The sequence below is a fragment of the Streptomyces sp. NPDC033178 genome (assembly GCF_055577685.1).
The window spans coordinates 31,823-45,228 of record NZ_JBVIPT010000035.1; the positions used below are offsets into that span (position 1 = coordinate 31,823).

Annotated in this window: 6 protein-coding genes; 2 read left to right on the top strand and 4 right to left on the bottom strand. The window is 67.0% G+C overall.

Annotated features, from left to right (window positions below):
- Positions 1-68: 68 nt before the first annotated feature.
- The 4 genes from ACZ5VQ_RS47505 to ACZ5VQ_RS47520 form a co-directional block, all read right to left on the bottom strand.
- Positions 69-899, bottom strand: coding sequence for a hypothetical protein (locus ACZ5VQ_RS47505; protein ID WP_405541037.1), 831 nt, complete (start codon positions 897-899; stop codon positions 69-71).
- Positions 896-4,957: an AAA domain-containing protein gene (locus ACZ5VQ_RS47510; RefSeq protein WP_469110455.1), complete on the bottom strand. Its 4,062-nt coding sequence runs from the start codon at positions 4,955-4,957 to the stop codon at positions 896-898. Before ACZ5VQ_RS47510 ends, ACZ5VQ_RS47505 begins: the two co-directional genes overlap by 4 nt.
- A 506-nt stretch (positions 4,958-5,463) precedes the next feature.
- Positions 5,464-6,528 carry a hypothetical protein gene (locus ACZ5VQ_RS47515; protein ID WP_405541039.1) on the bottom strand — a complete coding sequence of 355 codons (1,065 nt, stop codon included), beginning with the start codon at positions 6,526-6,528 and terminating at the stop codon, positions 5,464-5,466.
- 27 nt (positions 6,529-6,555) lie between these two features.
- Positions 6,556-8,127, bottom strand: a complete 1,572-nt coding sequence (locus tag ACZ5VQ_RS47520) for a hypothetical protein (RefSeq protein WP_469110456.1) — start codon at positions 8,125-8,127, stop codon at positions 6,556-6,558.
- Between the two features lie 878 nt (positions 8,128-9,005).
- On the opposite strand from ACZ5VQ_RS47520, the gene ACZ5VQ_RS47525 reads away from it, so the two are divergent.
- Entirely contained in the window at positions 9,006-9,467 is a 462-nt protein-coding gene (locus tag ACZ5VQ_RS47525; RefSeq protein WP_469110457.1) for a hypothetical protein, read from the top strand.
- Positions 9,468-9,469: 2 nt separating this feature from the next.
- Positions 9,470-13,390: an NACHT and WD repeat domain-containing protein gene (locus ACZ5VQ_RS47530; protein ID WP_469110458.1), complete on the top strand. Its 3,921-nt coding sequence runs from the start codon at positions 9,470-9,472 to the stop codon at positions 13,388-13,390.
- Positions 13,391-13,406: the final 16 nt, after the last annotated feature.

Here is a 13,406-nt window from a genome sequence, read left to right on the forward strand (position 1 = left end):
GTGCGCGCAGGGTCGCCGGATTCTCCTGCGGTCGCTCGCGCGGCAAAGCACAGAACGCAGCCGAACCCCTATCGGCTGGTCTCGAGGTCGTTGAGGACGGCGAGGACCGGGCCCCAGCACATGCCGACGGTGTCGCGGTCGGGTGTGACGCCTCGTTCTTGCTGGTTGCGCAGGTGGACGAAGTTTCGGTAGTCACGGACGATCTTCATGAAGTCGTGGGCGTCCATCTGGATCCAGCCGCGGGTCCGAGCGGTGTCGAGCAGGAGGGAGAAGCTTGCTCGTTCGGGAGCAGCCCGCTTGCCGTTCGGCAGGACGAAGCCTTGCAGCAGGGTGGGGTCGCGGTGGGTGAGGACGTCCAGGAGCAGCGCTTCCGCGAAGCTGCCGATGCCGATGATGGTGAGGCCGTAGGCGCCGTGCTGTTCGCAGATCTGTGTCTCGGTGACGCGTTCCATGAGCTGCTGGAGGAAGTCCTCGCTGCTGACGAGTGGGCGTATGCGGGCTTCGAGGTCGTCGGGGACAGTGATGACGGTGGTGTGGCCGTCCGCGCCGAGTTCGCCCAGGACGGGTCGCCTGGAGACGTAGGTGATGGCGAGACGCTCTGCGGCCAGGTGGGTGTTGAGTTCCTGACGGATGAGGTCGGCGGAGGCGAGGCCGTCGTCGTATTCGAGTGGGTCGCAGATACGGCACAACAGCCGGTGGACGGCGGACGGGTCGTCTGCACTGGTCAGGATGTCGGTGAGCCAGCCGATGCGGGGGGAGCCGTCGTATTCCTCGGGCTTGGGCCAGGCGGCGCGTTGCAGGAGCTGGGTGAGTTGGTAGCCGCGGCGTTCGAAGGGGCCGTCGATGTCGACGATGAGGCGGGCGACGCGTTCGAGCGTTGAGGGGTCGAGGGGTTTCATCGCTGGGGCTCCTTGTCTGCCGCGTGCTGGGCTTGTTCGAAGGCGTGGGTGAGGCGTTCGACGATGACGCGGCCGCGTTTTTTGAAGCCCAGTTCGGTGATGGCCTGGGTGATGCGGGTGTCGCGGTCGAGTTGGAATCCATCGCTCAGCAGCCAGGAGGTCAGGGCATGCAGGTCGGCGTCGGAGTAGTCGCTGATGCGATCCCCATCGGGCAGGGCGGGGCGGGGGCCGCGTGTGTCTGCTGGTGGCGGCGTTGCTTTGGGCTGGGGGGTAGGTGTGGGGTGGGTGGGGGCTTCGTCGGCCTGTCGTACAGCGTCGCGCCAGGTGGCGAGGAGCTGGTCGAGTTCGGTGTGCGGGTCGGTGAACCAGTCGGAGGCCCAGATGCGGTGGAAGCGCCAGCCGAGTCGTTCCAGGTGTGCCTGCCGCAGGCGGTCGCGGTCGCGGGCACTGGGGGCGCGGTGGTAGCGGTCGCCGTCGGTTTCAACGGCGAGGATCATCTGGCCGGGGCGTTGGGTGTGGCCGAGGGCGAAGTCGATGCGGTAGCCGGATACGCCCCACTGTGGTGTGACGGGGACTCCGGCGGCTTCGAGGGTGGCGAGGACCTGCTGTTCGAACGGGTTGAGGTTCCAGTCGGTGCGTGCGGCCCCGGTGTGCTGGAGGTCGCCTCCGTGGGAGCAGTACTCGAGGAAGTCGCGCAGCAGTTCGGGGCCGCGGTTGCGGGTGCTCTTGAGCTTGCCGGGGTCGAAGTCGTGATGCGTGAAGGAACTGACGACGGTCATCGACTGGCGGGCGCGGGTGATGGCCACGTTCAGGCGGCGCTCTCCCCCGGCGTTGTTGAGCGGGCCGAAGGTCATGGACAGGCGACCGTTGGCGGCTTTGCCGTAGCCGATGCTGAGGATGATGGCATCGCGTTCGTCACCTTGGACCTGTTCGAGGTTCTTGGTGAAGAAGCGTTTTCGGGGGCCGGCGTCGGGACTGAAGAACTCCTGGAGGTCGGGACGGTCTTCGAGGGCGTCGCGCAGGGCGAGGATGATGCGGTCGGCGTGGTGTTGCCCCATGGTGATGACGCCGAGGCTGAGGTGGGGCTGGTGGGTGGCATGGCCGAGTGCCAGTTCCACGACACGTTCGACTTCCTCGTCGGCGGAACCTTTTTGCCCGGGTCGGGCGTGGGCGTCGACGGTTTCGAGGCGGATGGGGCTGTCGAGGGTGGTGCCGGGGAAGGTGACGAGCCGGTCGTCGTAGATGGTGTGGTTGGAGAAGGCGATCAGGCGTTCGTCGCGGCTGCGGTAGTGCCATTTGAGGGTGTGGACGTGGGGCAGCCGGCTGCAGAGCATGTCCAGGAGCGACTCGAACAGGGCGGGTGCCGAGTCGTCGTCGAGGTCGTCGTCCGTCTGGTTGTCTGTTCCGCTCAGGACACGTTGGAAGAAGGCGGTGGGCGGCAGTTGGTGGGGATCTCCGGCGACGATGACCTGCCGGGCCCGCATGATCGAGGTGATCGCGTCGTGGGGCATGACCTGGCTGGCCTCGTCGAAGATGACGACGTCGAACAGGCGGGTGGCCGGCAGGACTCGGCTGACGACGAGGGGGGACATGGCCCAGCACGGTTTGGCGGCCAGGAGGACGTCGGGGGCCTTGTCGACGAGTTTACGCAGTGGCAGGTGCCGGGTCTTGCGGTGTGCCTGGGTACGGATCAGGGTGTTCTGGTCGGGGTGGGCGTCGCGGACCTTCCGTAGCCGGGTGGCGACCTCGTAGCGCACGCGGGCGGGATTGCTCTTCAGGTGGATGGCGTCGTGGCGGCGGAATTGCTCGACGACGTGATCGTGTTCGGTGCGGGTGAAGGACCGCAGGTGGGGTGAGCGCATTTTGGCTTCGTCGAGTACCGACGACCACCACAGGTAGTGGAAGGTCTCGACCGCCGTGTCGGGGTCGGCGTCCTGATGTGTCAACTCGTCGAGGAGGTGGCCGAGTTCGGCGGCTTCGAGTCGGTCGGCGAGCTGATTGAGCTCGGGCATGCGCAGCAGGGTGTCGCGATCGTTGTCGAGGCGCTGGATGGCCTTTTCTACTTCGTCGGTGGGTTCGGTCTCCCAGCCTTCCCAGCGCACACACAGGGCTATGGCGGCCAGCCGGTCCCTCAGGACGGTGAAGGCGGCCAGGGTGCTGGAGAGTCCGGGAACGGTCCAGGGGGTCGTGTTGGTGGCCGACTGTGACTGCCACCGTGTGTGCTGGTCGGCTGCCTGCAGGAGTGCTGCATGAAGCGGACGGCGTTCTCGCAGTCCGTCCTTGGACAGGCTGCGGGCCCGTTTGATGAGGGTGCGGCGGCGCCACCAGCCGATGGGGCGGTCGTGCTGTTTGCGCCAGGCCCGGTCGGCTGTCGCGGTGATCAGGTCGTCCAGGCCGGGTTCGAAGACGGCTGCTTCGAAGCGGGCCAGCGTGGCGGTGACGTCCTGCAGGAGGGTGAACAGTGCCTGCCAGCCGTTGAGGTCGTCGGCCCGGCGCAGGCCCGCGGTGTCCACCAGGTTTTCGAATGTGCGACGGGTAGCGGTCAGTGTGGTGCCGGTGAGCTGGTCCAGGCCCTCCACGACAGCGCGTAGTTCGTCGTCCGTGCGGGCCTGGGTCTGGGACCAGGGGGAATCGCCCCGGCGGACCGTCAGGCCTTTCTTGGCGACGAAGGCGCGCAGGTCCTGCTCGGTCTGGCGGTAACGCTCGCCCTGCATCCGGCGGAGTGAAGGGCCACGCAGGCGGAGGCCGGTGCGGTGGGCTGGTGGGCAGCCCATGAGGTAGGTGATCGCCTGGTGCGGGCTCACCTGCCAGGGCGTGAGGGGCTGGTGGAACTCCTGCACGTGCCGGATGGTCTGCTCGCGGTAGTGGGCCAGGCCGTCGTGCAGGTCGGCCGGGCGGGGCGGGGTTTCTTGGCCGGCGCGCTCCAGGGCGTGCTGCAGTTGTTGGGCGATCTGGCGGCGGCTGAGTTTGTTGCCGTGGAGGTCAAAGACGAGGCCGTCCAGGTCTACGAGGGCGAGGCTGTCGGTGACGGCTTCGATCGCGGCGCGTTTCTCGGCGACGAACAGGACCCGTTTGCCCTGGGCCGACAGGATGGCGATCAGGTTGGCGATGGTCTGGCTCTTGCCCGTGCCCGGCGGTCCTTCGATGACGAGGTGGGAGCCGGCCAGGGCGGTGCTGATGGCCTTCTGCTGGGAGGCGTCTGCGTCGTGGACCAGGTATTCCGACCGGGGCGGGATGCTGTCGGCGCCAGCCGGCTCGGGTCGGCCGGTGTCTGCGGTCAGCAGGCGGTTTGCTTCCTGATCGCCGGCCAGGGCGGCGATCACCGGGTGGTCGGCGAGCAACTCGGCGGAGTTGCGCAGGTCGTTGGCCATGGGCAGTCGGTCGAAACTGAAGACGCCAGCCACGATGCGCTCCTCCAGCTCCACGGTCAGCCCGCTGCGGGCGAGGGCAGAGGCGAGGATCTCGTAGGTGACGCGTATGCGGTCGGCCGGATCCGCGCATTCCTCGATCGCGGTGGCTGCTTTGTCGGCGAGAGCGTCGGTGTCGCCGTCCATGCCGTACTGGCGGCTGAGCGCATACAGCAGTACCGGGTTGATTTCCGTCTCGCCGGCCGCTTCCAGGACGAAGTCGTTCTCGGAGGCGGTGCGCGGCTGGATGGCCAGGGGCTGGAGCAGCAGCGGGGCGCGCAGCGCGGGCACGGGCGTGGTTCCGCGGGTGGCCGGGGGGTTGACGCGCAGCAGGCCGAGGGCCAGGCGTCCGGCCTCGATGCCTTGTTCTTCGTCGAGTTCGACGGTCTTGCGGCGCAGGCTCCTGGCCCGGGTGCAGGCGGGTCCGTGCTGTGCGGGGTCGGGGAAGAGACTGCCCAGGCGGGTTTTGCGGCCGGCCAGCAGCGAGGACAGTGCTTGCGGCGCGGCGTCGCTCACGTCGAGGGATGCGGTCTTGGTGTCCTTGAAGTGCAACAGCGTGTTGTAGGGGCCGAAATCGATCAGCGCGTCAGCCCATTGTTGTGCCTGGGCGGCCACTTTCTCCTTGCGAGCGTGCCGCACTATGGCGTCCACGTGTCACCCCTTGCGATTCGTGTTCCGAACCCGGCCACACGTTGCCGGAGCCCGCCCGCTCAACAGGCGAACAGACCAACATAGAGGGGCCAAGGCCACCTGAACCAGGCGGAGTTGGAGCGCTTGTGGGGCGTGAAAGAAGCACAACCGGCGCGGTAGGGGCGCCTACCAGTCGCCGTCCGTGTCACAGTGGCCCGGATCGGAGATCAGTCCTGCGGCGTACGCGATCAGTAGCCAGGGGCGGTTGGCGCTTGAGGCGCCCGTAGGTGACGAGGCAGGGCAGCCAGTTCGTTCTAAGCGTCTGCCGAACTCTGCGCCGAGTTGGCCACACCTGCGCTTTGCACGAGGCTTCGGCTCCATGCTCCGGTCTGACCGTTTCGGCTGGCACAAGCTGAGGGCTGGTGTCATCGGGGCGGAGCTGAAGCGTTGAGCTCCTGCGCACAGCGCTTTGCCGTGACACCCAGGGGCACCGAACCTGCGCTTCTCGTGCCCCGCCGCGATTCCGCTCAGCTTCGGGGACGACCCATGACGATCGTGGCCGTACTCAAGAACGCGGAGCCGATCACAGCCACGAGGATTCGCAGAGTGAGCGAGGAAGCCGGGCCCAGGATTGCCGGCGTGGCGACCAGGATTGCTCCCACCGCGCTGATGACTACACGTGAGATCAGGCGTATGCGGGAGTGCTTGATGATGACGGGGAAGCGCACGGCGGCAACTGGAGTCGTGCTGGCTTCCTCGGAGCCTAGTCGGATCGTGACGTGGGTGAGAGCGTCGAATGATGAAGCGTCGGGCTGGAGCCAGAACTCGGTGGAGTCGTAGCGCAGCGCCACGTCGTGGGAGTCGTCCGAGGAGACACGCAGGAAGCGTCCGTCGGTGGAGCAGGTCAGAGTGATCTTTGGTGTCTCGGTGTAACGCTGGGAGTAGAAGCTGACCGGAAGCCGTGCGGGCTGTAAGTCCCCTAAGCTCAAGCGTCCTTGCGGCTCAAAATCAAAGGCTGCGGCACTCGTGAGATGGGCTGGCTGATCAACTCGCATGAAGTACGAGTTCTCGAAGGTGGGGTGGAGTGCCAGGCGTCGCGCGACACTGATCCACAGCTGCGCTTGGTCCCCGTTCGTACGGATGGGGAAGGCGGGAAACTTGAGGACAGCAGGGTAGTAGGAGCCACCGTTCCCCTCGATGATCTTGTCGATAGCCTTGCGGCTCTCGATGCTGATCTCCCCTCGCGACAGGGAGTAATCGTCAAGATCAACGTGGTCGGTGACACGCAGCCTGAAGAGGAAAACCTCGGCAACACACTCTGCGGCCACAACATCGGCAACCCTGACGGGAAGCAGAAAGCTGTCCGTCGATGACGTGGCGTCGGCGATAAAGCCGATGAGCGCGCGCTGTTGAAGAACGGTTCCGTTGGCCACCTTCTGCTGCAGAGAAGGGGCTACATACTGCGCCTCGTAGCGGAACTGAACGATGGAGCCTCGAGGTAGGGCTAGCGCGGTGAGGATGTCCTCGGCGTACCGGCGCCGCAGGTTCGATGACAGCAGCAGAACCTGCGGGCGCTCTTCCTGGTTGTTCACGTCCCCCCTGGCCTGATCGCGTGGACCTCAGACTGAGTCGCACAGTTTCTGCATGCCCCATTTGGCGAGCATGGACTCTTCAAGGCGTGTGTAACGTGACCAGACGCGGTCGTCTGGAAGGTCGTCGACGGCCAGACGCGTCACAGGCTCATAGCGGATGCCGACACGGGCAAGTTCGTCATGTCGACGGTAGATCACCTTCTCTTCGAAGCCATCGGCTTGGTCACAGGTCAGGTCGATGACTTGCCGGGTGGCATCGGAGGACGATCCGATCTCGATCCAGCAGTGATGATCTACAGACGAAATCGATGGGTTGTCGAAGCTCAGCCTTCCGTAGCAGTAGGTGGATTCGATCTCACGCAGCCGCAGCTGGCGGGCCAACCACACCGAGCTGACGCCGCACTGCCCTTTCGACGACAGAGGCTCCCGGGCGTAGCTCGGGTGTGCCGTGCTGAGCGACCAGGCGGCTTCCAGCCGCTGGCGGTAGTGCCGCAGTTCGTCAGGGTCAAGCGTTGGAGGTTCGCCGACGGACGTGCCGTTCGTCGGCTCTGCTACGTGCTGCAGGGTTTTCACTTTGCGAATTTCTTTTCTCGCTGCGCTATCGGTGCCGAGTACCACCAAGAGGTTTCGATAGTTTCCGGCTTGACGATCCATGCATTTATCCGAAAACGACTTCCGCCGCGTCACATAGCTCCCGAATTGGTCGTAGAAGTAGGCTACTGGCGCGGTCGCGAAGGGGGTGAAATTGGTAGCATGCAGCGCCGAACCAGTGAATCCAAGCAAGGGATTGAAAGCTGTCACGATAAATTTACACCCCATTGCCCGTAAAGACTTTACAGCCTGCCCAACGGTAAAGCTCATCAGGTTTCGCACCGCTCCTGACAACCCTAAAGCACGGGTGAGGATAAGCAAGTTGCCGCGCTCAGCAGGAATTCCCTGCAGTCGCAGTGCCTGCACAATGCCGGGCCTGTCACAGACAGAGAAGGCGAGGTAGGTGACGGGATGGGACGCTCCCTGCAGATAGCACCCGGCCTCAACCATCGTGTCAGCCCTGGGGCTGAGCATGTAGTGGAGCTTCGATTGGTAGAGATAGCCATGACCAGGGGGCACCAGATCGAAGTTCACTCCGACGGAGGAGCCGTCCGGGCGACGCACGGTGAAGTTCCGCCGGGCCTCACCACCCCCCAGGAGCAGAGAACTGTTGGCGCCGAGATCTGCATCTTTGACGTAGCTGGATATTCGGCTACAGCGAGCGATAAGCCGCGGACGCATCTCTCCGTAAAGGGACGCATAGGACTGCGAGCATCCCGCCTTGAACACCAGCGGGGCGTGTAAGCGTAGTTGAATATCGAAGTCTCGGGCACTAATTTCGCATAACTCGGCATCGGCCGCGACGAACCCCCGGCATTGCCTAGAGAATTCGTCAATAAGGGGGTCCCTGAGCTCGCCCACTAACGCCGACCATGTCATTGAGGGTTGGTCGAGGTGTTGAACTGCTTGAGCCTGCCTTGGCATTGACGACAAATATGGCAAGCGACTTGAAGTACCTGCTTGTAAGGTGTGGCCGGAATCAGCAGGGCCGAGGGCGGTACTGGCCATCAGTCGTCTCCGCTATCGGTCGCCAGCAGGACTGAACATCCTACGGGTACTGCTGTTGCGCTGTCAGCCAGATGACAGTGCAACAGCAGCGCAGACAGTGGACTTTCACCAGCACACAGCGACGGTCTATCCCGGATGTCTCCCTTGGTACGAGAGCAGCACAAGCAGACACCGTGGGCGAAGCCGAGTGGACAATGCCACAGCACCGCGACTCGCCCCTTCCCCACGAATGCAGTGCGTTGGCGGTCTGGCACAGGACGTATCGGGGGAAGCTGCCTAGGGTCCATGAGCGATGGTGCGGTTGTAGGCGAGCAGCGATTGCGGCGCTTGACGGTATGGGTGAGCAGGCCAGGGTGATGGTCTTACCGGCGTCCGCGGTCCCTGGAGCACTGGGCCACGGCCCGGTGACGGCCCCTGCTCAGCGTCGCCTTCCTGCCCTCCGTGCACACCGCCAAGACGAAGAGCAAGCCCGCGCCTGGTCCAGCCTCAAAGCTCGCTGCCAAGGCCAGCGGCGAGAAGGCCTCCGCCCAGGTAATCGACGGGCAAACCCGCAGACCGACACTGCCCACGCTGAGGGACCTCATCAGTGGCCATCTCGCCAGCGGAGGGAACAAGTCTGACGGCAACGCCCGCGTCAGCTGCCACTACAGGTACGGACGCTGCCAGGAATACGACCGCTGCGGAACAAGCGCTCTCCGCCAGTACGCACCGAGTCCGCATGGAGCAGCTGACGGCTGCGCTCGGTCCTCGGATGCGGACCGCAGCGGATCCTCTGCTCAGGCCTCTGATGCTGCGCCGTGATGGGGTATGCGGCGGTAACGGTCGTACGGAAGCCCGCAACGGGCCGCAGCTTTCACCGGCGCGTTCGGTTAGCGTGGATGGGCGCGCTCAAGCGCAGGATCCGCATCCCCCGGGGGGTAGTCATGGATCCAATCGTTTTGGCGGCAGGTACGGCGCTCGTTGGGGCCATCGCCACTGATACATGGGAACAATCCCGTGCCGCCCTCCTCGCTTTCTGGCGACGGCTGCGCCCTGAACAGACCGAGGCTGTCGGCGAGGAACTCTCCGATACCCGGGCCCAGTTACTGGCGGCTCGCCGGTCGTCAGACGCCGACGCTGAACAAACCCTGGTGTCGGACTGGCAGCTGCGGCTGCAGTCTCTGATCCGTCACAACCCGGCGGCCGCCGAGGAGTTGCGGCACCTGCTGGCCACAGAACTGATGCCGGCCCTGACCGCTGACGAGCGGGTGCACATCGGCACTCTGACGATGAAGGCCGAGGCATCGGGCCACGCCCGCGTCTACCAGGCAGGCCATGACCAGCACATCAGCGGGGACTGACGGTGCCCGGTGACCCCGCTGGGGCGTCCGGTCCAAACGAGGATCCCGGCCACCCGCAGCGATTCGAGGCCACGGCGTCCGGCTCTGCCCGGATCTACCAGGCGGGGCGGGAGCAGCACATCGCCGAGCGCGATCTACATCTGCACTACGCGGACGGCACCGTCGGTGCCCGCCGGGTCGTGTTCGATGACGAGGTCGGCGCCCATGACTGCCCCTACCCGGGTCTGCCCGCCTTCGAGGGAGAGCAGGCCCAGTGGTTCTTCGGCCGGGACCGGCTCACCGCCGAGTTGTTGAGCCGTCTTGACGAACGGCTGCGCGGGGGCGGGGCCCTGGCTGTCGTCGCCCCGTCCGGGGCGGGTAAGACCTCGGCGCTGAAGGCCGGGCTGCTCCCCGCCCTGGCCCGGGGGGCGCTACCCGTGCCAGGCTCGGCCCGCTGGCCACGCCTGCTTTTGACGCCCACTGCCGATCCAGTCAGGATGCTCACCACCCGGCTCGCGGACGCGCTGGTCCTGGACCCACGGCAGGTGGCCGGGCCCGGTGCGGCCGTGTCGCGGTCGTGGGCGACGGCAGCCCGTGCCGCCCTGGGCGCTGCGGTCGACGGGCAAGGTCAACGCCTGCGGGACCACCGTCTGGTCATCGTGGTGGACCAGCTGGAGGAGCTGTTCACCGCGTGCGAGAGCGAGCCGGACCGGCATGCCTTTCTCGACCTGCTGTCCTCACTCGCCCTCGCCGACCCGCGCGGTGGCCCTCCGGCGGCCCTGGTGGTCTTCGGGCTCCGCTCGGACTTCTACACCTCCTGTGCCCGATACCCGCAGCTCCGGGCCGTGTTGAGCCACGGCCAGGTCCTGGTCGCGCCGCTGACCGAGGCGGAGCTGCGGCAGGCGATCCTCTTCCCGGCCCGCTCGGTGGGCCTGGACATCGAGCCCGGCCTGGTCGAGCTGCTGCTGCGCGACCTCGGGATCCCCACGTTCCGCACAGACACCAACGGCCTTTCACTTGCGGACGAACATGATCTGCCCCTCGCAGAAAACTCATCGACGCTGCCCACGGAGAACTACGAGTCGGGCCGGCTGCCGCTGCTCGCGCACGCGCTGCGCGTCACCTGGCAGCAGCGGCACGGTCACACCCTCACGGTGGACGGCTACCGCACCACCGGAGGCATCCACCAGGCCGTCGCCACCACCGCGGAGCGCCTGTTCACCGCTCTGGAACCGGCCGCGCAACAGGCCGCCCGCACCGTCTTCCTGCGCCTGGTCAAGCTCGGCGACGGCCTCGACGACACCCGCCGCCCGCTCCCCCACGACCAACTGCAGGCCATCGGCAAGGATCCGGCCGCCACGGCCGCGGTCATCGAGTCGTTCGCCCGCGGCCGCCTCCTCACCCGGCGCCGCGACAGCGTCGAGATCACCCACGAGGCGCTCCTTCATGCCTGGCCGCGGCTACGCCGCTGGATCGACACCGACCGGGCCGGGCACCTTGCCCACCAACAGCTCGAAGAGGCCGCGGCCGACTGGTTCAAGGCACACCACGACACCGGGCTGCTCTACCGCGGTCACCGCCTCGAGGCCGTCCGCGCCTGGGCCGACGGCCCTCGCCGGGAGAGCCTCAGGGCGACCGCGGCACGCTTCCTGACCACCTCGACGCAGCACCAGCGGCGGGCCACACGCCTGCGCCGCACGCTGATCACAGTCGTGACGGCGCTCGCCCTGATCGCCTCGTTCGCCGCCGTCGTCGCCTTGCAGCAACGCGCCACCGCACGCGACCAGCGCGACGACGCGATCTTCAAGCGCATCACTGCGGAGGCCGACAACGTCCGCTTCCCCGAGGCCGCACTCGCAGCCCAACTCGACCTGGTCGCCCACCGCATGCGCCCGGACGCCGCCGTACGTCTGCACCTGATCTCCGACGCGAACGGACCGCTGGCCACACCGGTGACCGGGCACGAGGGCGTGGTGCGGACGGTGGCGTACGGTCCGGGTGGACGGCTGCTGGCCAGCGGTGGCGGCGACGGCACAGTCCGGCTGTGGGACGTGACCCGCCCGACCCGGCCCAAGGCCCTGGGCACGCCCCTGAAGTGCGGCGCCGAGACGGTCACGACGGTGGCCCTGTCCGCCAAAGGGCACCTGCTGGCCTGCGGCGCGTACGGCGGCCGGGGCACGGTGCGGCTGTGGGACGTGGCCGACCCGGCCCGGCCCACAGCCCTGGGCGGCCCCCTGGCATCCCTCAAGAGTGCCGCGATGACCGCGGCTTTCAGCCCGGACGGCCGCACCCTCGCCGTGGTCAGCGGGGACCGGAAGCTACGGCTGTGGCAAGTGGGGCCCACCGGGGCGGCACAGCCGCCGGCCGAGCAACTCGCCACCTACCCGGGGTACTTCCCCTCTGCCCTGGCGTACAGCCCGGACGGCAACACTCTGGCCACCGGCGACACGAACGGCGAGATCCGGCTCTGGGACGTGGTCGGCCAGCCCACGGCCCTGGGCACGCCGGTGAACGCCGCCGACCTCGGCTCAGTGCTGTCCGCAGCCTTCAGCCCGGACGGCGACACCCTGGCCACCGGCGGTTCCGACGGCACCATCAGGCTCTTGGATGTGAGCAACCGCGACCGCCCGAAGGCGCTGGCCAAGCGGCTGACCGGGCACACCGGGGCCGTCCGGTCAGTGGCCTTCAACACGGCGGGCGACACGCTCGCCAGCGGCTCGGAGGACTGTGCCGTCCGTCTCTGGGACGTCGACCAGCCGGAGTACCCCGCACCCGGGGGAAGGCCACTGAACAGCCACACCGCGCCGGTCAACGCGGTCGCGTTCCACCCTGACGGGCAGACGCTCGCCAGCGGTGCAGATGACCGGGCGATCATGCTGTGGACCCTCCCCACAGCCCTGCCGGACAACGACACGGGCGCCTTCACACTGGCCTTCAGCCCACGAAGTCCCTTCCTGGTGGCCGGCACAGCCCTCGGGGTAGCCAGCGTGTGGACGCTGAAAGACCCCTTCCGCCCCCGGCTACTGACCACAAATACGGCCAAACCTTCACCCACAGAGGCCGAAACCGGACCAGCCATCGCGCTCAGCCCGGACGGACGGATCCTGGCCGGCGGCAACAAACTCACCGTCGGGCTGTGGAACGCCACCGACCTGCCGCGCCTCACCCCGCTCGGCAAACCCCTCACCGGACACACCGCCACGCTTCAGGCCGTGCGGTTCAGCCCGGACGGGCACACCCTGGCCAGCCTCGACCAGAGAGGCACGCTGCGACTGTGGGACGTCACCGACCCGCGCCACGCCAGGCCTCTCAGCTCCCCCCTGCCCGGTCAACCCGAGACGAACAATGCGCTGGCCTTCAGCCCGGACGGGCGGACGCTGGCTACCGCCAACCGTCTGCATCACATCCGACTGTGGGACGTCACCGATCCGGCACACCCCCGGCACGGCCAAATCCTGAAGGGACACACCGACATGGTGTCGTCCCTCGCCTTCACCTCTGACGGCCAAACCCTCGTCAGCGGCGGACACGACGGGAAGGCACGACTGTGGGACGTCGCCAACCCAGACAACCCCAAAGCGCTCGGCAAGCCCCTCACCGGCCACGCAGGCGACGTACTGACCGTAGCGGTGAGCAGGGACGCGCACTTGCTGGCGACCGGCGGCAGGGACACCGCTGTGCAACTCTGGGACATCGCGGACCGCGCCCACCCGACGTACGTCGACCGCTCCCTGACCGGTCACCGGGACCCCGTGTCCGCACTGGCCTTCAGCCCGGACGGCCGATCCCTGGCCAGCGGATCGCTGGAAGGCTCCGTGTGGCTGTGGCACCTGAACGCCCAGGACAACAAACGCCACATCTGCAACACCACCCGCGACGCCCTCACCCGCGACGCCTGGCAACAACACCTCACCGGCCTCGCGTTCACCCCACCCTGCACCTGAACTCAACACCGGCACC